The following is a 21,800-nucleotide window of genomic DNA, read 5'->3' on the forward strand; positions in this document are numbered from 1 at the left end:
CAACTACGGGACTGAGCCGGACGGGCGGGGTATGCCGATGAAGAAGCTGCTCGCAGGGGTCACCGCGCTGGTAACCGTCTGCGCCACAGGATATTTCGGCGTCGGCCTGGCAAATGCCGACGAACCACCGGCCGACCCGCCGACCCCCGGTGGTAACGCCTACGCACTGGGTGGCGCCCACGTGCTGGGCATCCCGTATGACGAGTACATCCGTCGCGAAGGCGACGAATGGTTCCCGGGTCTGCGACGCCAGATCGTCAATTACCCGGCCGGTCAGGTACAGGGCCACGTATTGGGCCGGATCTTCCCGGGCATCGGCCAATTGGACGAGTCCTTTCCCGGCCTTGGTGCGGACGGTCCGAGTGTCGGCGAGTCGGTGGTGGTCGGTGAGGACAATCTCTACTCGGCGATCCGCGCCGGCGGCCCGGGCACCGCGATCGGACTGTCCGAGGGTTCACTTGTCCTCAACGCCGTGCAGGCCCGGCTCGCCAACGATCCGACTGCTCCCCCGCCGGACCAGTTGACGTTTGCCACTTTCGGCGACCCGGTCGCGCGGCACGCCTTCGGGCAGAGTTTCCTGACCGCGATGTTCCCGGTCGGGTCGGTGGTACCCGCGTTGGACTACACCATCCCGCCGCCGGTGGAAAGCCAATACGACACAAGCGTTTTCGTCTCCGCCTACGACTCGATCGCCGACTTCCCGGACCGGCCGGACAACTTGCTGGCCCTGGCCAACACGCTGGTGGGCCTGGCCACCGGGCACACCGCGGTCGCCTTCACCAACCCCAGCATGGTGCCGCCGCAGAACATCCGCACCACGGTCAACTCCCGGGGCGCCAAGACAACGACATACCTGATCCCCGAGCGGCATCTGCCGCTGATCCTGCCACTGGGCTACCTCGGGGTGCCGGACGAACTGCTCAGCCAGATGGACGCCGAACTGACCCCGATGGTCAACGCCGCGTATTCGCGCAACGACGATCCGCTGACCGCTCCGATCCAGGTGGACCCGGTGCGTGGGTTCGACCCCGCGGCCGTCACCGCCCCGGCCACCCAGGCCACCTTCGGTGGCGGCGCGGATCCGATGTCGCAGATACTCTCCGGGGCGCTGGCCGTGTTGGGTCAGGGCCACCACTGAGCAGGCGCGTGCAAAGGAGAACCCGATGACTGACCGTCCCCTGCGCGTGATCCAGTGGACGACCGGCAACATCGGGCGGCGTTCGTTGCACGCCATCATCGGCAGGCCCGACCTGGAACTGGTCGGGGTCTACGCGCACGGCGCCGACAAAGTCGGTGTCGATGCCGCCGATCTGTCGGGCTGGCCGAAACCCACCGGCATCCAGGCCACCAACGACATCGACGCGCTGCTCGCGCTCGGTGCCGACGCCTGTTGCTATAACCCGTTGTGGCCCAACATCGATGAGTTGGAGCGGCTACTGGAGTCGGGGGTGAACGTGTGCTCCAGCGCGGCGTGGATCACCGGTGGCAAACAGACACCGCAGGACCGCGAGCGCATTCTGCAGGCCTGCCAGCGCGGCAACTCGACGATCTTCGGTAGCGGCGCGCACCCGGGCATGACGAACATGGTCGCGATGGTGCTCAGCGGGTCCTGCGAGCGGGTGGACGAGATTCGCATCACCGAGTCGGTGGACTGTTCGACCTACGAGTCGGCCGGAACCCAGACCGCGATGGGCTTCTCGCAACTCCCCGACACGCCGGGATTGGCCGAGAGCGTGCGGCGGGAAAGCGAAGTGTTCGCCGAATCCGCCGCGATGATGGCCGACGCGATCGGCGCGCGGCTGGACCGGATGACCTTCGACGTCACGTTCACCGCCGCGACCGGCGACAGCGATCTGGGTTTCATGACCATCCCCGCCGGGACCGTCGCCGGCGTACACGGCTACCACCGTGGCTGGGAGGGCGAGCGCAACGTGGTCAGCGTCGGGTTCAACTGGACCATGGGCGACCACGTGGTTCCGCCCAAGCCTCTGGAGCACGGGCACGTCATTCAGGTGTTCGGGTTGCCCAACATGCGTACGGTGCTGCACTGTCTGCCGCCACGGGACTGGAAAGAACCCGGGTTCATGGGCCTGGGCATGATCTACACCGCGCTGCCGGTCACCAATGCGGTACCGGCGGTGGTGGCCGCCAGACCGGGCATCGTCACACTCGCCGATCTGCCACCCATCACCGGCCGGTTCGCACGCTAGGGTCACTGCCGGGTTGGTTGTCGCCGCCGCGCCCCGGCTGTGCCGTTGGACACGTCGCGGCCACCCCGAGGAACGCTCGCGTGCACTAAGGGTTAGCATACTTAGCCGAGCAAAGATTCTCCTCGGCAATGTCCGGCGGGCGGGAAGCAAGCTCTTCGATCAGATGTTGCATCGTGCGATCGGCGTGCGGAAGGCGGTGGCTGGGCGGTGGCGTTGAAGACTGGTTCGCTCGGAGGTACCGCTGCCCGCCTGCTCAAACGAGCGTGGATCCCGTTGGTCCTGGTGGTGGTGCTCGCCGTCGCGAGCCTGGCCGTGTCGCGGCTTCACAAGATATTCGGCTCCCAGGATCTCAATGCCAACGCCGGCGCCGGGATCGAGATCGTGCAGTTCAACCCCAAGGTCGTCACGTACGACATCTACGGCTCGCCCGGCGCTACCGCCAACATCAACTATTGGGACGCCGACGCCAACACCCACCAGGTCAATGCCGCGACGTTGCCGTGGTCGTTCACCATCTCGACGACGCTGCCCTCGGTGAGTGCCAACATCATGGCACAGTCCGACGGCAGCCAGATCGGCTGCCGTATCACCGTGGACGGAATCGTCAAGGAGCAGAAGAACTCCGACGGCGTCAACCCGCAGACTTTCTGCCTGGTGAAGTCCGCATGAGCAACCTCGAAGACACCCGGGGTGCGGCGACCGGCCCGATCAACGTGCAGGACCGCGCCGACACCACCGCGCCCGCTGCCCGCCCGCACCGCCCCGCCATCCCGCACGCCATCCGCCTCTTCGCGATCCCGATCATCCTGGCCTGGGTGTTCGTCACGGTGCTGGTGAACGTCGTCGTCCCGTCACTGGAAGTCGTCGGCGAGCAGCATTCCGCCCCGATGACCCCGCTGGACGCGCCGTCGATGAAAGCGATGATGCGCCTGGGCCACAACTTCAAGGAGTTCGACTCCAACAGCACCGTGATGATCGTGCTGGAGAGCCAGGGACCGCTGGGCGACGAGGCGCACCGCTACTACGACAACCTGATTCGTCAGCTTCGCGAGCAGCCCAAACACGTTCAGCACATCCAGGACTTCTGGGGCGACCGGCTGACCGCGGCCGGCGCCCAGAGCGCCGACGCCAAGGGCGCCTACGTGATGTTGAATCTGGGTGGCAATCAGGGCACCACCGAAGCCAACGAATCGGTGGAAGCGGTACGCAAGGTCATCGACAAAAACGCGGTGCCGGCCGGGCTGAAGGTCTACGTCACCGGCCCGGCTGCGCTCAGCGACGACATGCATGTGATAGGCAACGCCAGTCTGGCCAAGATCACCCTGTTCACGCTGGGCGCGATCGCCATCATGCTGCTACTGGTCTACCGATCCATCGTCACCACGCTGATCCAGTTGTTCATGACGTTCGTCGCACTGGCTTCTGCGCGCGGCGTCGTCGCGGTATTGGCCTACCACAACGCATTCGGGCTCACCACGTTCGCTGCGAACATCCTCACCATGCTCGCGATCGCCGCCGGTACCGACTACGGAATCTTCCTGGTCGGGCGATATCAGGAAGCGCTGCGCGCCGGTGAGGACCGGGAAACCGCCTACTACACGACATTTCGCGGCGTGGCCCCCGTGGTGCTGGGCTCGGGTTTGACGATCGCGGGCGCCACCTACTGCCTGAGTTTCGCGCGGCTCCCCTGGTTCAACACCATGGGTGCACCGGTGGCGATCGGGATGCTGGTGGTGGTGCTGGCCGGCGTCACATTGGGTCCCGCGGTGGTCTTCGTGGGCAGCAAGCTGCACCTGTTCGAGTCCAAGCGGGCAGCCAAGCAGGGACGCATGTGGCGACGGGTCGGCACCGCGGTGGTGCGTTGGCCCGCACCGGTTCTCGCGGTCAGCACCGCGGTCGTCCTGATCGGCATGGTTGCGTTGCCGAGCTTCAAGACCAGTTACAACGACCGTTTCTATCTGCCGACCGCCGCCCCGTCCAACCAGGGCCAGGAGGCCGCGAACCGGCACTTCTCCGAGGCGCGGATGAACCCGGACATGTTGATGGTCGAGGCCGACCACGACATGCGCAACCCGGCCGACATGCTGGTGCTGGACCGAGTCGCCAAGAACGTGATGCGCACCGTGGGCATCGCGATGGTGCAGGACATCACCAGACCGCTGGGCATCCCAATCCAGCACAGCTCCATACCTTTTCAGAACAGCATGCAGAGCCAGACCACGATGCAGAACATGGCCTTCCTGCAGGACCGAATGGCTGACATCACCAAGATGGCCGACCAGATGCAGTTCATGATCGAAACGATGCAGCGCATGTACAAGGTGACGCAGGATCTCTCCAGTGCCGCCGACGACAGCGCCAAGACCACGGCCGAAACCGCCGAGATCACCAACCGACTGCGCGACCACATCGCCGACTTCGACGACTTCTGGCGTCCGATCCGCAGTTACTTCTACTGGGAGAAGCACTGCTTCGACATCCCGATCTGTTGGTCGTTGCGGTCACTGTTCGAGTCGCTGGACGGATTCGACCAGCTCGCAGGACAATTCGACGAACTGACCAAGGACATTCAGCGGACCGCTGCGGCCACCCACCAGATGCTGGTGTTGATCCCGCCGATGATCACCACCATGAAGACGACGAAAGCGTTGACACTGACAATGCAGGCCACGTTCAAGGCCATGCTCGATCAGATGAAGTCGCTGAGCGACACCGCGATTGTGATGGGGCAGAGTTTCGACACTGCCAAAAACGACGACATGTTCTACCTGCCGCCGGAAGCGTTCGACAACCCGGACTTCCAGACCGGCCTCCGGATGTTCCTGTCGCCGGACGGAAAGTCGGCACGCTTCTTCATCACCCACCAGGGTGATCCGATGTCGCCCGAAGGCATTGCCCGGGTGGATGCGGAGCGCACGGCCGCGCAGGAAGGCCTCAAACAGTCCTCGCTGTCGAATGCGCTGGTATATCTCGGTGGTACCGCCGCCACCTTCAAGGACATGCATGACGGCGCCAAGTACGACCTGATGATCGCCGTGGTGTCGGCCCTGACGCTGATCTTCATGATCATGCTGCTGCTCACCCGCAGTGTGGTTGCGTCGATGGTCATCGTCGGAACCGCGGCCAGTTCCATCGCGGCGTCCTTCGGGTTGTCGGTGCTGATCTGGCAGGACCTGTTCGGCATCCGGATCCACTGGATCGTAATGGCGTTGTCGGTGATCATCCTGTTGGCCGTCGGGTCGGACTACAACCTGTTGCTGGTCTCCCGGTTCAAAGAGGAGATCCACGCCGGGCTGAAAACCGGGATCATCCGGTCGATGGCCGGCACCGGCGGAGTGGTGACGGCGGCCGGACTGGTGTTCGCGTTCACCATGGCTTCCATGCTGGGCAGTGACCTGCGAGTGCTCGGCCAGTTCGGGTCCACCGTCTGTATCGGTCTGCTGCTGGACACTCTGATCGTGCGCACCTTGCTGATGCCGTCGATCGCCACGCTGCTCGGGCGCTGGTTCTGGTGGCCGCAAGTGGTGCATCCGCGCGGCGACAACGCCCGACGCACCTTCGCCCGGACGTGACCTCGCAGCCGGTCAGGTTGTGCTGACCCGGTAGACCTCGATCTGTTCCGGAACGCCCTTGAGTTGTTGCGGCCCAAGGCTTTCTGATGCGCCGAAAACTATTCGGCCAGTTGGAGACACACCGCAATCGCTCCGTCGCCGACGTGCAGCGCAAGCACCGGACCCAACGGCGTGACGATCGCCGGTTCACACTTCGGTAGCCGTTCGGCCAGCGCCGCCGCCACGTCCTGCGCGCCCGCCGGGTTGGCGACATGGTGCACCGCGAGCGCAGCCGGGTGCTCCCCCACCAATTCACACACCTGATCGACCAGCGCCGTGAGAGCGCCCCGGGTAGTCCGGATCCGTTGTGCCAGAACCAGATTTCCATCGTCGATGTGCAACAGTGGCTTGAGCGACAGGGCGGTGCCCAACCACGCCTTGGCACCGCCGATCCGGCCGCTGCGGCGCAGATTGTCCAGCCGGTGCACCACCATATAGGCGTGCGTCCGCGACACCCCGGACGCTGCGGCAGCGGCGACGGCAGCCAGATCCTCGCCCGCCGCAGCGGCGCGCGCGGCGGCCAGCGCCAGGAATCCGGTGCCCATTGCCGTCGATTTGGAATCGATCACCCGTACCGCCGGTCCGAGGTCGGTGGCGACGAGTTCGGCGGCCCGGTAGGTTCCGGACAGTCCCGACGAAATATGCACTGCCACAACGCCGTCACCGCCGCTGTCGGCCAGCGCCTGTTCGTAGGCGCCCCCGAGCTCGGCAGGAGTCGCTGCCGCGGTGGTGGCGTTGCGCTTGTGGATGTCGGCGGGGATGTCGTCCACGCCGTCACGCAGGTCGGCGTCATCGAGCAGGATGTGCAGCGGGACCTCCCGGATACCCCACGTGTCGCGCAGATCGACCGGAATCCGCGACGAGCTGTCAGTGACCACGACGACGGTCACCGGCGCTGCTCCTTCCCATCGCTACGCTCTGCATCGTCACCGGCGCGGATCACGGTCGGCGGGATTTCTCGCTCGGCGCGCCAGTCTTCTGCACGGCTTCGGCCAGCGCCTTGAGCATCAGTTCGGCGACCGCCTGATGCGCTTCGAAGTTCCAGTGAATGCCGTCGGGATTTCCTCGCCCGCTCATGATCTCATCCGCGACAGCGGCTTTGAGGTCCACCAACGGAACATCATGCTGTTGGGCCCATTCGGTGATCGCTGCGACGGTTCCCGCGCGCCCGTGGTGCGCCTTGCCGTATGTCTCGGCGATGTGCACCGACGGCAGCGACGCCACAATCGGAATGCCAGGCCGGTTGAAATCGATTGCACCGCGGGTCTTTTCCAGGTAATAGGCGGTCAACCGGGGAGGAAGGGCGGGCCTGGCCACCGGCGAAAACCGTGGCTGGAGCCAGCCGTATCCGTCGCGGACCCAGCGCCGCAACCGGGGCGGGCGCACGTACCGGATCAACTCACGCAACGCGGTCGGCCACACCGACGGCAGTGAGTCCATCCCACTGGTGGCGAAGATCACCGCGCCGGCCCGGGGCAGCGCAGCCCAGGAGCGGGGGTCCTGAGTCGCTGCCCACCACACGTCACGACAGGTCCACCCGATGCGGCCGATCAAGTCGACATCCCAACCCAGTTCAGCGGCAACGATATTGGGCCAGATGCGCGGATCGTCTGCTGGCAGGCCACCGGTGGGCCCGTAGTAGGACAGCGAGTCGGCGAAGATCAACAGGGTCGGTTTACCGACCGGTCGGTATTCAGAGGACATCGTTGGACACCTGCGCCGAGGCGTTCCACACGTCCAACCGCCACCCGATCTCGTCGAAGCCGGCGCCACCCTCGGAATGCCCGGACAGTTGCACCCAACTGCAGTTGCCCATGCCACCCAGGATCGGCCAGTTGGCGACCGGCAACTTCAACAGCGCCGCCGACAGCGCGGCGATCAGGCCGCCGTGCGCGACCAGGACCACGGGGCGCTCCGGGGCACCCGCATCCCCCCACTCGGGCGCGCCGGCGACCAACTCCGCGACCAGCGGCACACTGCGGGCGGCGACGTCGACTCTGCTCTCCCCGCCGTGCGGTGCCCAGCGGGCGTCTTCGCGCCACGCCAGCCGGGCCCCCGGAACGTCGGCGTCAATCTGGCTGTGCGTCATACCCTGCCACTCGCCGAGGTGGGTCTCACGCAGTCGCGCGTCCACCCGCACCGGCAGTCCGGTCTGCTCCCCCAGGCTGGTCGCGGTGTCATAGGCGCGGCGCAAGTCCGACGACACGATCAGCAGCGGCTGCAATTTGCCCAGCACCTCTGCAGCCGCAACCGCCTGAGCGCGGCCCAGCTCACTCAGGTCCGTGTCGAGCTGACCCTGCATGCGGCTGCCCAGGTTGTAGTCGGTCTGCCCGTGTCGGAGCATCACCAACCGGCGCGCGGTCATGGCGCGTCCACCTCCGGGTCGGACAGGTCCACCGGAACCACGGGGCAGTCTGCCCATAGCCGGTCCAGCGCATAGAAGTTGCGGTCGTCCTGGTGCTGGATGTGCACGACGATGTCGCGGTAGTCCAGCAGGGTCCAGCGGCCTTCCCGCGCCCCCTCGCGGCGGGCCGGTTTGTGACCGGCCTGGCGCATCTTCTCTTCCACTTCGTCGACGATCGCATTGACCTGGCGCTCGTTGGACGCCGAAGCGATCACGAAGCAGTCGGTGATGACCAGCTGGCCGGAGACATCGATGACCAGCACGTCGTCGGCGAGCTTGGCGGCCGCAGCGTGGGCGGCCACCGTGGCCATGTCGATCGCTTCCTGATTTGCGCTCATGTGCTTTTACCGGCGGCCAGGCTGCGGGCGGCCGGGTCCTCGCTTTCCTCGGGTGCCCGGTAGAGATGCCGCTTGGAGACGTACTGCACGACGCCGTCGGGCATCAGGTACCACAGCGGCCGGCGCTGCGCGGCGCGCTCCCGGCAGTCGGTCGACGAGATGGCCAGCGCAGGAACGGTGATCAGCGTCAGCGCATCCTTCGGCAGATCGCTCAGCACGCCGGTGATGTGGTCCTGGCTCAGCTCGTAGCCCGGCCGGCTGACCCCGATGAACCGCGCCAGCTCGAACAGTTCCTCCCAGCGTTGCCAAGACAGGATCGAGGCCAGCGCGTCGGCTCCGGTGATGAAGTACAGCTCGGCATCGGGGTTCAGGGTGCGCAGTTCCCGCAGCGTGTCCTTGGTGTAGGTGGGACCGCCGCGGTCGATGTCGACGCGGCTCACCGAGAAGCGGGGGTTGGATGCGGTGGCGATCACCGTCATCAGATACCGGTCCTCAGCGGCGGACACGTTGCGGGATTTCTGCCACGGCTGGCCGCTGGGCACGAACACCACTTCGTCGAGCGCGAACGCATGGGCCACCTCGCTGGCAGCGACCAGGTGGCCGTAATGAATGGGATCGAACGTCCCACCCATCACTCCCAGCCTGCGCAGCCGCGTTTGCATGGTGTGCCAGCTTACTGGAGCAGCGGTCACGGTATTCTCTAGGCATGCGTGCAACCATTGACAAGGCAGGTCGATTGGTTATTCCTAAGCCATTGCGGGATCAGCTGGGCCTGCGACCGGGCGAGGTGGAGGTGTCGGCCGACGGTGCGGCCCTGCGAGTCGAACCCATCGCCGGGGAGTCGCTCGGGGAGCGGGACGGCCGTCTGGTGATTCCGGCGGGTGGGGCCGACATCGACGACGCCGTGGTGCGGACGCTGCGCGATGCCGGCCAGCGCTAGATCCGGCACGCTGCTGGTCGACACCAGCGTCGCGGTTGCGCTCGTCGTCGCCGACCATGCCCAGCACGAGCAGACCTTCCGCGCGCTGCGCGGGTGCGACCTGGGGTTGGCGGGACACGCCGCTTTCGAAACGTTCTCGGTGCTCACCAGGTTGCCGCCGCCGGCCCGCCGGACCGCGGCGACCGTCGCACGATTGCTCGCCCAGACATTCCCGGAAACCAGATATCTCGGTGCGCGCGCGGCCACCGCACTGCTTGACGATCTGGGAACGATCGGCATCGCCGGCGGCACCGTGTATGACGCCCTGGTCGGCGCCTCGGCCAATGAGCACCGCCTACCACTCGCCACCCGCGACCGGCGGGCACTGGAGGTTTACCGCGCATTGAATGTGCAGATCGAGTTGCTCAGCTGAACCGAGACGTCCTTTTGGTGCGATGGCGCCCCATCGGGAGCTTCGATCGTGTACAAGGAGTCTGTGGAAAATTCGCTGCCAACAACAGATCAGGCGCAGCAGTGGCGAGACGCCATGACCAAGCGGGTCTACACCCGATCGGTGGTCACCGGTGAGATATCGCTGCCGGCTATTCCGAGCATGCTCGAGGAATACGTGCAGATGTGCAGCCGGATCTTCAGCGGGGTCGGACGGGAATTCAACGAAGACGAGCTGGCCCATCTGCGCAAGGTCCTGGAAGGCCAACTGGCGGAGGCCTACTCGATATCGCAACGCTCCAACATCGTGATCTCCTACAACGCACCCGTCGGGCCGACGTTGCACTACCAGGTCAACGCTCGATGGTTCACCGTGGCCGAGGCTTACGAGAACTGGATCGCCACTCGCGAGCCACCGTTGTTCGGCACCCAGCCCGACGCCCGTGTCTGGGCGTTGGCCGGCGAAGCCACCGATCCCACCACACATCGGATACTCGAAATCGGTGCGGGCACCGGACGAAACGCGCTGCCACTGGCCCGGCGCGGGCATCCGGTCGATGTGGTGGAGCTGACGCCCAAGTTCGCCGAAATCATCCGCACGCAGGCGCGTCAGGAACAGCTCGACGTACGCATCATCGTGCGCAATGTTTTCGAGACCACCGATGACCTGCGGCGCGACTATCAACTGATCACGCTGTCCGAGGTGGTGTCCGATTTCCGGACCACGCAGCAGTTACGCGGCCTGCTCGAGCTCGCCGCCGAATGCCTGGCTCCCGGCGCGCAGTTGGTGTTCAACGCATTCCTGACCCGCAACGGTTTCGAACTCGACAGTGCCACACGTGAATTCGGGCAACAGGCGTACACCAGCATTTTCACCCGCCAGGAACTCGACGACGCAGTGGCCGGTCTGCCTCTCGAACTGATCTCCGACGAGTCGGTGTACGACTACGAGCAGGCCCACCTGCCGCCCGGTGGGTGGCCGCAAACCAGTTGGTATGCAGCGTGGGTCAGCGGATTGGACGTGTTTCCCGTCGAGCGCGAGAACAGCCCGATCGAGATGCGCTGGTTGGTGTTCCGCAAAACCAGCTGAACTCAGACGGGCAGCAACTGGTCGATCACGGCTGCCAGCTGCTTGGCCGACCGGCATTCGTGCATGGTGATCACGTCCTGGTAGCGCGGTACGGCCGAATCACCGCTGCCCCAGAGGTGTTTGGGCTCCGGGTTGAGCCAGTGCGCATGCCGGGCGGCGGTGACCATGTCGTCGAGCACGTCCACCGCCGGGTTGCGGTAGTTGGTGCGGCCGTCGCCGAGGATCAACAACGAACTGCGCGGCGACAGCACATTCGGGTTGCCCTGCATGAATGTGACGAATGCATTGCCGTAGTCGGAGTGCCCGTCGCGGGCATACACACCCGCCTCGCGGGTGATCCGCTGAATAGCCACCGCCAGATCGGCCTCCGGACCGAACATGTGCGTCACCTCGTCGGTGGTATCGATGAAGGCGAACACCCGGACGCGGGAAAACTGCTGTCGCAGCGCATGAACCAACAACAACGTGAAATGACTGAACCCGGCGACCGACCCGGACACGTCGCACAACACCACCAGTTCCGGGCGCGCTGGACGGGGCTTCTTGAGCACCACGTCGATCGGCACGCCGCCGGTGGACATCGACTTGCGCAGCGTCTTGCGCAGGTCGATCGATCCCGCGCGGGAGCGACGCCGCCGCACAGCCAGCCGGGTCGCCAGGGTGCGCGCGAGCGGCGCGACCACGCGGCGCATCTGGCGCAGCTGGTCACCCGACGCGCGCAGGAACTCGACGTTCTCGGAAAGCTGCGGAATGCCGTACATCTGCACATGCTCCCGGCCCAGTTGCTCGGCGGTCCGACGCTTGGTCTCCGCGTCGACCATCTTGCGCAACTGCGTGATGCGCTGCGCAGCAAGCGCTTTGGCGATCTGTTCCTGACTCGGGGTGGGCTCGTCGCCGTAGGGGGCGAGCAACCCGGCCAGCAGCTTGCCCTCCAACTCGTCCAGCGCCATCGCCTTGAGCGCCTGGTAGGAGGAAAACGACGGGCCGCGGCTGGAATTGTATTTGCCGTAGGCCTCCACGATGCGGGCGATCATCTGCACCAGCCGCTGGTCCATGTCGGCGAGTTCAGGGTGCTCGGTGAGCAGGTCCAGCAGCAACTGGCGCATTGCCTCGACATCGTCGGGCGGCAGCGCGTCCGGGTCTTCGGACCCGTCACCTTCAGTGACCACGGCGCGGGCGCCCAGCGCGGCGGGAAACCACAGATCGAACATGGCGTCGTAGGTCTCCCGATGCTCCGGTCGGCGCAACACCGCACACGCCAACCCTTCGCGCAGCACCTCACGGTCACCCAACCCCAGCGTGGCCATCACCCGTCCGGCGTCCACCGTCTCCGACGGGCCCACCGAAATCCCGCTGCCGCGAAGCGCTTCCACGAACCCGACCAAGTGTCCGGGCAACCCGTGTGGGGCGAGTGGCCGGCTGGGCCGGATGCGTCGGGTAGCCATCAGTTGAGCCTTAGTTCTCCGGCCGCGCGCTGCTGGTCGGACTGGTGTTTGAGTACCACCCCGAGGGTGGCGGCGACGACCGCGTCGTCGATGGTGTCCATCCCCAGCGCCAGCAGCGTGCGGCCCCAGTCGATGGTCTCGGCTATCGACGGCACCTTCTTGAGCTGCATCCCGCGCATCACCCCGATGATGCGCACCAGTTCCTCGGCGAGGTGTTGCGGCAGTTCGGGCACCCGGGACAGCAGGATCCGACGTTCCAGCTCCGGGGTCGGAAAGTCGATGTGCAGGAACAGACAACGACGTTTGAGGGCCTCGGACAGTTCGCGGGTGGCGTTGGAGGTCAGCACCACCAACGGTGTTCGCGTCGCGGTGATGGTGCCGAGTTCGGGGACGGTCACCGCGAAGTCTGAAAGCACCTCCAGCAGCAGACCTTCGATCTCGATGTCCGCCTTGTCGGTTTCGTCGATCAGCAACACCGTGGGTTCGGTGCGGCGGATCGCCGTCAGCAATGGCCGTTGCAGCAGGAACTCCTCGCTGAACACGTCGTCCTTGGTGGCCTGCCAGTCACCCGAGCCGGCCTGGATTCGCAGAATCTGCTTGGCGTGGTTCCACTCGTACAGCGCGCGGGCCTCGTCGACGCCCTCGTAGCACTGCAGACGGACCAGACCGGAGTCGGTCGCCTGCGCAATCGCCCGCGCCAGTTCGGTCTTGCCGACCCCGGCCGGGCCCTCCACCAACAACGGCTTGCCGAGCCGGTCGGCCAGGAAAACCGCAGTGGCAGTAGCGGTGTCGGGCAGGTAACCGGTCTCGGCCAGCCGGCGCGAGACGTCGGCGATGTCGGCGAACAGCGGCACGGGCCGCGCGGGCACGCTCATCTAGGACTCCTAGGGTTCAGGCCGGACGGGTGTGGCCGTCACCCCACACAATCCACTTGGTCGAGGTCAGCTCCGGCAACCCCATCGGGCCGCGGGCGTGCAGCTTCTGGGTGGAGATGCCGATCTCGGCGCCGAACCCGAACTGCTCACCGTCGGTGAACGCGGTCGACGCGTTCACCATCACCGCCGCGGCGTCCACCTGCTCGGTAAAACGTTGCGCGGCAGCAAGATCGGTGGTCACGATGGCTTCGGTGTGCCCGGTGCCGAACTCGTTGATGTGCGCGATGGCACCCTCGACACCGTCGACCACGGCCACCGCGATGTCCATCGCGAGATATTCCCGACGCAGGTCCTCCTCGCCGGCGTCGAGATGCACGGTGACGCCGGCGTCCTGCAGGACACTGAGCAGCCGCGGCATCGCCTGCCCGGCGATCGCGGCGTCGACCAGTAAGGTCTCCGCGGCGTTGCAGACACTGGGCCGGCGCGTCTTGGAGTTCAGCAGGATTCGCTCGGCGACGTCGAGGTCGGCGGCGTGGTGGACGTAGACGTGACAGTTGCCGACGCCGGTCTCGATGGTGGGAACCTGCGCGTCCCGCACCACCGCTTCGATGAGTCCGGCGCCGCCGCGCGGGATGGCCACGTCCACCAGGCCGCGCGCCTGGATGAGGTGCGTGACGGTGGCCCGGTCGGCCGAGGACAGCAGCTGGACAGCGTCGGCCGGCAGGCCCTGGCCGACCAACGCGCGACGCAGCACGGTGACCAGGGCCTCGTTGGATCGCGCGGCTGAGGAGCTGCCGCGCAGCAGGGCCGCGTTGCCGGACTTCAGGGTGAGACCGAACGCGTCGACCGTGACGTTGGGGCGGCCCTCGTAGATCATCCCGACCACGCCGAGCGGAACCCGCTGCTGGCGCAGCTGCAAACCATTGGGCAGGGTGGACCCGCGCAGCACCTCGCCGACCGGGTCGGGCAGTCCCGCGACCTGACGCAGACCGGCGGCAATGCCGTCGATCCGCTGCGGACTCAATGCCAGCCGGTCGAGCATCGCGGCCGGAGTGCCGGCTCGCCCGGCGACGTCCAGGTCCTCGGCATTGGCGGCGAGGATCGCCTCGACGTCGGCCAGGATCTCGTCCGCCGCAGCGTGCAACGCGCGGTCTTTGACCACCGTGGGCGTTGCGGCCAGAACGCGGGCAGCCACCCGGGCGCGTCGGGCGGCATCGTGCACCTCCAGGCGCAGATCGGGTGCCGGCACGCTGCGGGCGTGGGCTTGCACACTCATTAGCCCAGGGTATCGGGCTTAATGCCACTCAGTCGGGCTGGGTCAGCCGGACTTCTGCTTCGACCACCGTTACAGGGTGCTGAGGTCGGGCCCCTGGAGGGTCAGCTGACCCTCTCCCGCCGGGAGATGCGCCGCGCGGTACTTTGCCGTTCCTCGATGATTCGGCCCAGGTCCTGGAGCAGCATCGGCTTGTTCATCACGATCTTTTCCAGGTGTTCGCGGTCGATCTCCAGCGCGGTCACTTCGTCGAGCGCATACGCACCCGCCACGTTGGGTTGCCGAGTCAGCGCGGTGACACCGATGAAAGAACCTTCATCCAGAGTCGAGACCGGCACCATCACGCCGTCCTCGTCGGTCACGGTCAGTCGCACTCTGCCGGCGATGAGGAAGGTCATCGCAGTGGGCACCGCTCCCGGGTACTGCACGACCTCGTCCGCGCCGTACCGCACGATTCTGGCGTACGGGGCGAGGAACTGCTGGTCGGTCAGGGTGAGCCGCAGCTCGCTCGCCACCACGGTGCGCAGGGCTTCCATGACCCGGGCGGGCGTCGAGAAATCATCCTCGGCGCCGTCGAGGTGCAGTTGCTGCCGCCGCGCGGTGTACCAGATCCAGCGCAGGAAGGTCGACTGCGTGGCTCCTTCGTCGGCCGGTGAGGTGACCATGAGCGTGGTGCGGTATCCGCCGCCGCCCAGGGCGATCGAGGCCGGAACGGTACCGGCCTGGATGAGCGGCAGCCCGCTGGCGACCGTCGACAGCATGGCGCACACCTGGTCCGGCGGGTCCGTGGTGGCGAAGGTGGTGGTGATCGAGCACTTGTGCGGGCCCGCCGGGCGGCTGAGGTTGGTGAACGCCGTGCTGGCCAGCATCGAGTTCGGCATGATCCGCAGTCCGCTGCCGGTCTGAATGTGTACGGCCCGCCAGTTCACTTCGATGACGCGTCCCCGCGCCGTCTGGGTGTCCAACCAGTCGTTGATCCGGAACGGCTGTTCGAACAGCATGAACAAACCCGACACGATCTGGCCGACGGAGTTCTGCAGCATCAACCCGATGACCACCGACGTGATGCCCAGGGCGGTGAAAACGCCGCCGACGCGGACGCCCCAGATGTAGGACAGGATCACGGCCAGGCCGAGCCCGATCAGCGCGAAGCGAGCGACGTCGAGGAAGATCGCCGGAACCCGCTTGCGCCAACTCTCTTCGGGCGCACCTTCGAACACGGTTGCATTGAGCCCGGATAGCAACAGCACCAGGACCAGGAACCCGAACAGCGTGGTGAGTAAGCGAACCGGGGCGTCGCCGGCCGGAATCTGGGAAGTCTTGACCAGCAGCAGCAACAGCGCACCGAGCGGCAGCAGCCAGTTGCGCACCATGCTGACCTGCCGAGTGAGCCGACTCCGTCGGCGAACGAGCGAGTGTTGCAGTTCGGTGAGCAGGATCAACCCGAGCGGAAAGCCGATCGCCACCGCAAGTGCCCAGTAGAACCACGAAGAATGCAGCGGATTCGTCATTGTCGCTCGATCAGCCGGTAGATCGTCTGTTCGGTACCGCCAACCAGGATGGTGCCGGCCGGTGTGAACTTACGGGTGTCACGCATCGCCTCGTACACCTGTGCCGCCACATAGATGCCGGGTTGCGGTGCGCCGCTGTGCATCTGGTATGCGAGGCTCACCGCCGCGCCCCACATGTCGTAGACGAGTCCGGACTGGCCAACCAGTCCGCTGACGACGTTTCCCGTGTTGATGCCGACGCGCAGGCCCAGCACGTGCCGACTCTTGCTGTTGAAACGCTCGATGACCCGCCGCATTTCGAGCGCGAATTCGATGCTGCGGTGGATGCTGTCGAGCCGCGGTGTGATGACGCCGCAGCTGGCGAGATAACCGTTGTGAAAGGTTCGAATCCGTTCGACGCCGCGGGCTTCGGCCGCCGCATCGAACTGACGGAACAGATCGTCGACGACTTCGACCAGTTCCTGTCCGGTCAGGTCGTTGGAGATCTCGTCGACCCCGACGATGTCGGCGAAGATGATGGCAACGTCCTGATGCATTTGCGCGACGGTGGCCTCCCCCTCGCGATAGCGCTGGACGACGGACTCCGGCATCAATGCCAGCAGTAGCCGGTCGTTTTCTCGGCGTTGCTCGTTGAGAAGCTCTTCCTTGATCGCAAGATTGCGACTCATTTCATTGAAAGCATTGGTGAGATCTCCGATTTCGTCACGCGACGTGATCGGGATCGTGACCTCGTAGTCACCGGAACTGATTTTCTGGGTGCCCAGCTCCAACCGCCGCAACGGGCGAACAGCGGCCTGCGCAATGAGCATCGAAGCCACACTGATCACAAAGATCATCGCCGTGACCGCGACCGCCAGCGTCTTGCTGAACCGTCCCAACCGCGCGAAGGCGTCCGAATCATCCCGGGTTGCCAGGATCGCCCAGTGCAGGTCGGAGTTCGGAATGTCCAACGGCGCATAGGCTTCCAGCTCTTGGTTGCCGGTGTAGTCGGTGCCGCGCATGACGCCGGTCTCGCCGCGCAGCGCGGCCTGCACGCCGGCACTCTTGACCGGCTGCACCAGCGTGGTGCCGCCCAGTTTCATCGCCCGGTCCGGGATTTCGGACGACGTGCCGGTGGCGATCACCTGATGCCGGTACTCTTTGGGATCTTCCAGGAAAAGCCGCGAATCCGAACGCATCAGGCCATCGGGACCGGTCAGGTACGTCTCGGTCGCCGCACCCATCCCGGCGGCTTGCCAATGCTTGTCGGCGGTCATGATCTTGTTGATCTTGGCGATCGGCAACGGCAACGCCATCACGCCGTCGATCTTGCCGTCGATGCCGATGGGTGAGACCGCCCACGCGGTCGGAGCGCCCAGCGCGGGCTGGTAGGGCTGGAAGTCGGTGATCCAGACGTACTCGACATCGTTGGACCGCAACGCTTTCCGGTACGCATCACGCAGATTGGATTCCCGATAGGGCCCGGTCAGGATATTGGTGCCGAGGTCCGGCCCCTTGCGGACCGAGTACACGACATTGCCGTCCAGGTCGAACAACAGCGCATCCCGGTAGTCGAACCGGTTGACGATGTCACGCATGTAAAAGTCGTAGCGCGCGTTGGCCGCCGACCAGGCGCTGCCGTCGCCGGCATCCAGCACCGGCTCCGAGTTGGGGCGCACCGCGGCGGTGTAGTTGGCCTGCAGGTACTTCTGGGAGTTGGTATTCGGCAGGACTGCGTTGAGATCGATCTCCTCCCCGGTCACCTGCCTGACGGGCTTGATCATCTGGTTGTCGTAATAGCTCGTGATCGCCTGCTGCTGGGCGGGGTTGATCGTCGCGGTAGCCAGTTGACTGAACCCCGCGGTGAGCGCCAGCACAGCCTGGTTGACGCTGAATCCGCCGCTGTAGACGTCCAGAGAGTTGGCCACTTCCGAGAACAGCGCGTCGATCTGGCGCTTCTGGGATTCGCGCAACTCGATGAGCCGCTCGGACTCGACTTCCCGCAACGCACTGCGGCCGGAGAGAGCACCGATGAGGCCGATCACCGCCACCGACAGGATGCTCGAGAGTAGTAGGGCGACAAGTATTTTTGACTGGATACTTACCCGGGAGCGGATGCGAGACAGGAACCCGGTGGCGCGCTTCTTACCCGGAGCACTCTCAATCTCCGGTGCTGCCTCTGTTGGCTCAGCCGACGTCAATCGGCTTCCCTTCTGCCGCCGGTTCGTTACGGGTCTCCGATCTTGGTGCACACTAGTTCGCGGGCTGCCGCTAGCGGGACTCCGCGCAGAAGTGAGGCCTTGCTGTGTCCGCGCCTTCACCGAAAGGTGATGCGGAGTCGGCCTGTGATTTACCCGCGGTGCTCGTGTGGTGGTGACGTCAGGAGTGCGGGAAGCTCAGTCTTCGGGGATCTCTCGCTCGATCTCGTCGAGCCAGATCCGTGCCGACATGTCCGACGGCGCACGCCAATCCCCGCGCGGCGAGAGTGACCCGCCGTGAGACACCTTGGGGCCATTGGGCAATGCAGAGCGCTTGAATTGGCTGAACGAGTAGAACCGCTTCGCGAAAACCTCAAGCCAGTGCCTGATTTCGCTCAACGAATAGGAGGGGCGATTCTGCTGGGGAAATCCGGGCGGCCATTCGCCTTGGTCGGGATCGTGCCAGGCATGCCAGGCCAGGAAGGCGATCTTGGAAGGCTGGAATCCGTACCGCAGTACTTGGAAGAGCGAAAAGTCCTGCAGTGCATACGGTCCGACCTTCTCCTCGCTGCTCTGCAGGTCTTCCTCCTCGCCGGCAGGCACCAGTTCCGGGGTGATCTTGGTGTCGACGACCGACTGCAGCACATCGGACACCTCCTGCTCGAACTGCTCGGACGAGATGACCCACCGGATCAGGTGCTGAATGAGCGTCTTGGGTACGCCGCCGTTGACGTTGTAGTGCGACATCTGATCGCCGACGCCATACGTCGACCACCCCAGTGCCAGCTCCGAAAGGTCGCCGGTGCCAAGGACTATGCCGCCGCGCTGGTTGGCCAAGCGGAACAGATAATCGGTGCGCAGTCCCGCTTGCACGTTCTCGAAGGTGACGTCGTAGACCTTCTCGCCGCGGGCGAACGGGTGGCCGATCTCCTCGAACATGCGGTTGGCGGTTTCGCGGATGTCGATCTCCTCGAAGGTGATTCCCAACGCTTCACCGAGTTTGATCGCGTTGTTCTTGGTGTGATCGCCGGTGGCGAAGCCGGGCAAGGTGAATCCCAGGATGTCGCTGCGGGGACGCTCCTCCCGGTCCATCGCCTTGGCCGCGACGATCAGGGCGTGGGTGGAATCCAGACCTCCGGACACACCGATGACGAGCTTCGGATAATCCAGTGCGCGTAGCCGCTGCTCGAGGCCCGACACCTGGATGTTGTAGGCCTCATAGCAATCCTGTTCCAGCCGTTCACGATTGGCCGGGACGAAGGGAAACCGCTCGATGTTGCGCCGCAAGCCGATGTCGCCGTCGGGTGGGTCGAGCCGGAAGTCGATGCGACGGAACGAGTCGGCGGTCGCCCGGTGGTGGCGACGGTTGTCGTCGAAGGTGCCCATCCGTAGCCGCTCGGAGCGCAGCAACTCCAGGTCGACGTCGGCGACCGACCGGCGCGGCCCCTTGGGAAAGCGCTCCGAACACGCAAGCTCGGTGCCGTTCTCCCAGATCATCGTCTGACCGTCCCAAGCCAGGTCCGTTGTCGACTCGCCCTCCCCCGCCGCGGCATAGAGGTACGCGGCCAGGCACCGCGCCGATGCGGACCGCGCCAACAGGCAACGGTCCTCAGCACGCCCAATGGTGATCGGACTGCCGGAAAGATTGGCCAGCACCGTCGCGCCCGCCAGCGCCGCCTCAGCGCTGGGGGGGACCGGAACGAACATGTCCTCACAGACTTCGACGTGCAGCACGAGGCCTGGCACATCGGAGGCGGCGAACAGCAGATCGGCACCGAACGGGGCTTCGACGTCCCTGAATCGGATCGTGCCCCGCTCACTGTCCCCGGGCGCGATCTGCCGATGCTCGTAGAACTCCCGATAGGTCGGCAGATAGGACTTGGGCACCACCCCGAGCACCGCGCCGCGGTGAATGACGACAGCGGTGTTGTAGATGCGGTGCAGTCGCCGCAGCGGCGCGCCGACGACCAGCACGGGCAGTAGGTCCGCGGACGCCGCAATGATGTCGAGCAACGCTTCCTCGACTGCGTTCAGCAGGGCATCTTGCAGCAGGATGTCCTCGATCGAATATCCCGTCAGCGTCAGCTCCGGAAAGATCGCCAGCCCGACACCCTCCTCATGACTGGCGCGCGCCAACTCCAGTACTGACTTGGCGTTAGCTGCCGGGTCGGCAATTGTGGTCTGGTGCGTGCATGCGGCGACGCGCACGAACCCGTGCTGATATGCGGAATAGAAGCTCATCGCCCCTCATTGTCACGTGGCCCACTACTACGCCCGATGTTGCCCCCGCAGAGTTCGGGCAAACATCCGAACCGCGAAGGGCTGCTCGAGCCGTGGTCGCCGGCTCGGCGGGCCCCCGCAGCGTTCTATCCTCGAAGGGGTGGAATCCCCCGAACTGGTCGCGCTGCTGAGCGGTCGGCGCGTGGCGGTACTCACCGGCGCGGGGCTGTCCACCGATTCCGGCATCCCCGACTATCGGGGTCCGGACTCGCCGCCCAGCAATCCCATGACGATCCGCCAGTTCACCTCCGACCCCGCGTTCCGGCAGCGGTACTGGGCGCGCAACCACGTCGGCTGGCGACACATGGACGACACCCGGCCCAATGCCGGGCATCGGGCGCTGGCCGCGTTGGAGCAGGCGGGCGCGGTGACCGGGCTGATCACCCAGAACGTCGACCTGCTGCACACCAAGGCCGGCAGCCGGCACGTCATCAATCTGCACGGCACCTATGCGCAGGTGGCCTGTCTGGACTGCAGCTTCACCATGAGCCGCGAGGCGCTGGCGGACGAACTCGAAGCGCTCAACCCGGGCTTCACCGAACGTGCCGAAGCCGTCGGTGGGTTGGCGGTGGCTCCGGACGCCGACGCCGTCGTCGAAGAGACCGACTCGTTCCGCTACCTGAACTGTCCGCGGTGCGGCGGCATGCTCAAACCCGACATCGTGTATTTCGGTGAGAGCGTACCGAAAGACCGTGTCGCTCAATCCTATTCACTTGTCGATCAGGCTGATGCCCTATTGGTAGCAGGTTCGTCGCTGACGGTGTTCTCCGGGTACCGATTCGTGCGCCACGCCGCCGCCACCGGCACGCCGGTGGCGATCGTCAATCGGGGTCGCACCCGGGGTGACGACCTGGCTGACGTCAAGGTCGACGGGGGCTGTTCGGAGATGTTGAGCTTGTTAGTCACCGAACTGAGCGTCAACGCGCCCTTCTGACCTCGGCGACGAACTGGCGGCCCTGGTTGTCGATCACCTGCCAGGAGTAGGGACCGATGACTCGCGGATAACCCAGGTTGTGAACGGCCATCCGGGCGTCGTGCTCGTACCGGATGTTGTCGACGCGCAGTCCGTTCGATGTTGTCAATGCCCACATGGTCTTCTCCGAATCTCTGGCATGTGCGACCGGTCAGGGTGACCAACTCGCTGATGTGACGAGCTTCTCGGAAGCGACTGTGCGGATTCTCAACAGATTCTTGGCGACGACCAGACCGGCGACAGC

General features: G+C 65.5%; 20 protein-coding genes. 8 read left to right on the forward strand and 12 right to left on the reverse strand.

Annotated elements, in window-relative coordinates; genetic code table 11:
* The first annotated feature begins 37 nt into the window (after positions 1-37).
* The 4 genes from pe to AC5Y6Y_RS23880 all read left to right on the forward strand — a co-directional run bounded on the left by pe (position 38) and on the right by AC5Y6Y_RS23880 (position 5,782).
* Entirely contained in the window at positions 38-1,138 is a 1,101-nt protein-coding gene (gene pe, locus AC5Y6Y_RS23865) for an acyltransferase PE (protein WP_463824943.1), read from the forward strand.
* A 25-nt stretch (positions 1,139-1,163) separates the two neighbouring features.
* A complete protein-coding gene (locus AC5Y6Y_RS23870) occupies positions 1,164-2,210 on the forward strand; it encodes an NAD(P)H-dependent amine dehydrogenase family protein (protein WP_463824830.1) in 1,047 nt (348 codons plus the stop codon).
* Between the two features lie 249 nt (positions 2,211-2,459).
* Positions 2,460-2,879, forward strand: a complete 420-nt coding sequence (locus tag AC5Y6Y_RS23875) for an MmpS family transport accessory protein (protein WP_499927928.1) — start codon at positions 2,460-2,462, stop codon at positions 2,877-2,879.
* Entirely contained in the window at positions 2,876-5,782 is a 2,907-nt protein-coding gene (locus AC5Y6Y_RS23880) for an MMPL/RND family transporter (RefSeq protein WP_499927912.1), read from the forward strand. Before AC5Y6Y_RS23875 ends, AC5Y6Y_RS23880 begins: the two co-directional genes overlap by 4 nt.
* Positions 5,783-5,880: 98 nt before the next feature.
* Here AC5Y6Y_RS23880 and AC5Y6Y_RS23885 read toward each other — a convergent pair whose 3' ends face one another.
* From AC5Y6Y_RS23885 to nadD, 5 genes are read right to left on the reverse strand one after another with little or no spacing between them, the layout of a single operon-like run.
* Positions 5,881-6,711 (reverse strand): DegV family protein, encoded by an 831-nt coding sequence (locus tag AC5Y6Y_RS23885; protein WP_499930563.1) that lies wholly within the window; start codon positions 6,709-6,711, stop codon positions 5,881-5,883.
* A gap of 49 nt (positions 6,712-6,760) precedes the next feature.
* Complete coding sequence (gene octT / locus AC5Y6Y_RS23890) at positions 6,761-7,525, reverse strand: diglucosylglycerate octanoyltransferase (protein ID WP_499930565.1); 765 nt, start codon at positions 7,523-7,525, stop codon at positions 6,761-6,763.
* Positions 7,515-8,186 (reverse strand): glucosyl-3-phosphoglycerate phosphatase, encoded by a 672-nt coding sequence (gene gpgP, locus AC5Y6Y_RS23895; protein ID WP_463824834.1) that lies wholly within the window; start codon positions 8,184-8,186, stop codon positions 7,515-7,517. Before gpgP ends, octT begins: the two co-directional genes overlap by 11 nt.
* Entirely contained in the window at positions 8,183-8,563 is a 381-nt protein-coding gene (gene rsfS, locus AC5Y6Y_RS23900; protein WP_463824835.1) for a ribosome silencing factor, read from the reverse strand. Before rsfS ends, gpgP begins: the two co-directional genes overlap by 4 nt.
* Complete coding sequence (gene nadD / locus AC5Y6Y_RS23905; RefSeq protein WP_499930567.1) at positions 8,560-9,225, reverse strand: nicotinate-nucleotide adenylyltransferase; 666 nt, start codon at positions 9,223-9,225, stop codon at positions 8,560-8,562. Before nadD ends, rsfS begins: the two co-directional genes overlap by 4 nt.
* A 44-nt stretch (positions 9,226-9,269) precedes the next feature.
* Here nadD and AC5Y6Y_RS23910 point away from each other — a divergent pair, with 44 nt between their 5' ends.
* From AC5Y6Y_RS23910 to AC5Y6Y_RS23920, 3 genes are all read left to right on the forward strand, one after another.
* Complete coding sequence (locus AC5Y6Y_RS23910; protein WP_499930569.1) at positions 9,270-9,503, forward strand: AbrB/MazE/SpoVT family DNA-binding domain-containing protein; 234 nt, start codon at positions 9,270-9,272, stop codon at positions 9,501-9,503.
* Complete coding sequence (locus tag AC5Y6Y_RS23915; protein WP_463824838.1) at positions 9,487-9,915, forward strand: type II toxin-antitoxin system VapC family toxin; 429 nt, start codon at positions 9,487-9,489, stop codon at positions 9,913-9,915. Before AC5Y6Y_RS23910 ends, AC5Y6Y_RS23915 begins: the two co-directional genes overlap by 17 nt.
* Before the next feature lie 114 nt (positions 9,916-10,029).
* On the forward strand, positions 10,030-11,022 hold the full coding sequence (locus AC5Y6Y_RS23920; protein ID WP_499930592.1) for a class I SAM-dependent methyltransferase: 993 nt from the start codon (positions 10,030-10,032) through the stop codon (positions 11,020-11,022).
* A gap of 2 nt (positions 11,023-11,024) precedes the next feature.
* On the opposite strand, the gene AC5Y6Y_RS23925 is transcribed toward AC5Y6Y_RS23920, so the two are convergent.
* From AC5Y6Y_RS23925 to AC5Y6Y_RS23950, 6 genes are all read right to left on the reverse strand, one after another.
* Positions 11,025-12,467 carry a vWA domain-containing protein gene (locus AC5Y6Y_RS23925; RefSeq protein ID WP_499927899.1) on the reverse strand — a complete coding sequence of 481 codons (1,443 nt, stop codon included), beginning with the start codon at positions 12,465-12,467 and terminating at the stop codon, positions 11,025-11,027.
* Positions 12,467-13,342 (reverse strand): AAA family ATPase, encoded by an 876-nt coding sequence (locus tag AC5Y6Y_RS23930; protein WP_463824840.1) that lies wholly within the window; start codon positions 13,340-13,342, stop codon positions 12,467-12,469. Before AC5Y6Y_RS23930 ends, AC5Y6Y_RS23925 begins: the two co-directional genes overlap by 1 nt.
* A 16-nt stretch (positions 13,343-13,358) precedes the next feature.
* Entirely contained in the window at positions 13,359-14,618 is a 1,260-nt protein-coding gene (locus AC5Y6Y_RS23935) for a glutamate-5-semialdehyde dehydrogenase (RefSeq protein WP_463824841.1), read from the reverse strand.
* Positions 14,619-14,719: 101 nt separating this feature from the next.
* Entirely contained in the window at positions 14,720-16,126 is a 1,407-nt protein-coding gene (locus AC5Y6Y_RS23940; RefSeq protein ID WP_463824842.1) for a mechanosensitive ion channel domain-containing protein, read from the reverse strand.
* Positions 16,123-18,306 carry an adenylate/guanylate cyclase domain-containing protein gene (locus AC5Y6Y_RS23945; protein ID WP_499930571.1) on the reverse strand — a complete coding sequence of 728 codons (2,184 nt, stop codon included), beginning with the start codon at positions 18,304-18,306 and terminating at the stop codon, positions 16,123-16,125. The genes AC5Y6Y_RS23940 and AC5Y6Y_RS23945 overlap by 4 nt, the downstream gene beginning before the upstream one ends.
* Positions 18,307-18,501: 195 nt before the next feature.
* Positions 18,502-20,544, reverse strand: a complete 2,043-nt coding sequence (locus AC5Y6Y_RS23950; protein WP_499930573.1) for an NAD(+) synthase — start codon at positions 20,542-20,544, stop codon at positions 18,502-18,504.
* Positions 20,545-20,683: 139 nt separating this feature from the next.
* On the opposite strand from AC5Y6Y_RS23950, the gene AC5Y6Y_RS23955 reads away from it, so the two are divergent.
* Positions 20,684-21,517 carry an NAD-dependent protein deacetylase gene (locus tag AC5Y6Y_RS23955; RefSeq protein ID WP_499930575.1) on the forward strand — a complete coding sequence of 278 codons (834 nt, stop codon included), beginning with the start codon at positions 20,684-20,686 and terminating at the stop codon, positions 21,515-21,517.
* Here the strand turns inward: AC5Y6Y_RS23955 and AC5Y6Y_RS23960 are convergent.
* Entirely contained in the window at positions 21,501-21,665 is a 165-nt protein-coding gene (locus tag AC5Y6Y_RS23960) for a hypothetical protein (protein WP_463824846.1), read from the reverse strand. The genes AC5Y6Y_RS23955 and AC5Y6Y_RS23960 overlap by 17 nt on opposite strands.
* Between the last annotated feature and the right edge of the window lie 135 nt (positions 21,666-21,800).

Source organism: Mycobacterium sp. NGS24 (genome assembly GCF_059813065.1).

What these genes read in the sequence shown, in the direction of transcription:
- pe (WP_463824943.1), top strand. Translation starts at nt 38, where the DNA reads ATGAAGAAGCTGCTCGCAGGGGTCACCGCGCTGGTAACCGTCTGCGCC.
- AC5Y6Y_RS23870 (WP_463824830.1), top strand. Translation starts at nt 1,164, where the DNA reads ATGACTGACCGTCCCCTGCGCGTGATCCAGTGGACGACCGGCAACATC.
- AC5Y6Y_RS23880 (WP_499927912.1), top strand. Translation starts at nt 2,876, where the DNA reads ATGAGCAACCTCGAAGACACCCGGGGTGCGGCGACCGGCCCGATCAAC.
- octT (WP_499930565.1), bottom strand. Translation starts at nt 7,525, where the DNA reads ATGTCCTCTGAATACCGACCGGTCGGTAAACCGACCCTGTTGATCTTC.
- gpgP (WP_463824834.1), bottom strand. Translation starts at nt 8,186, where the DNA reads ATGACCGCGCGCCGGTTGGTGATGCTCCGACACGGGCAGACCGACTAC.
- rsfS (WP_463824835.1), bottom strand. Translation starts at nt 8,563, where the DNA reads ATGAGCGCAAATCAGGAAGCGATCGACATGGCCACGGTGGCCGCCCAC.
- nadD (WP_499930567.1), bottom strand. Translation starts at nt 9,225, where the DNA reads ATGCAAACGCGGCTGCGCAGGCTGGGAGTGATGGGTGGGACGTTCGAT.
- AC5Y6Y_RS23910 (WP_499930569.1), top strand. Translation starts at nt 9,270, where the DNA reads ATGCGTGCAACCATTGACAAGGCAGGTCGATTGGTTATTCCTAAGCCA.
- AC5Y6Y_RS23915 (WP_463824838.1), top strand. Translation starts at nt 9,487, where the DNA reads ATGCCGGCCAGCGCTAGATCCGGCACGCTGCTGGTCGACACCAGCGTC.
- AC5Y6Y_RS23920 (WP_499930592.1), top strand. Translation starts at nt 10,030, where the DNA reads ATGACCAAGCGGGTCTACACCCGATCGGTGGTCACCGGTGAGATATCG.
- AC5Y6Y_RS23925 (WP_499927899.1), bottom strand. Translation starts at nt 12,467, where the DNA reads ATGGCTACCCGACGCATCCGGCCCAGCCGGCCACTCGCCCCACACGGG.
- AC5Y6Y_RS23930 (WP_463824840.1), bottom strand. Translation starts at nt 13,342, where the DNA reads ATGAGCGTGCCCGCGCGGCCCGTGCCGCTGTTCGCCGACATCGCCGAC.
- AC5Y6Y_RS23935 (WP_463824841.1), bottom strand. Translation starts at nt 14,618, where the DNA reads ATGAGTGTGCAAGCCCACGCCCGCAGCGTGCCGGCACCCGATCTGCGC.
- AC5Y6Y_RS23940 (WP_463824842.1), bottom strand. Translation starts at nt 16,126, where the DNA reads ATGACGAATCCGCTGCATTCTTCGTGGTTCTACTGGGCACTTGCGGTG.
- AC5Y6Y_RS23950 (WP_499930573.1), bottom strand. Translation starts at nt 20,544, where the DNA reads ATGAGCTTCTATTCCGCATATCAGCACGGGTTCGTGCGCGTCGCCGCA.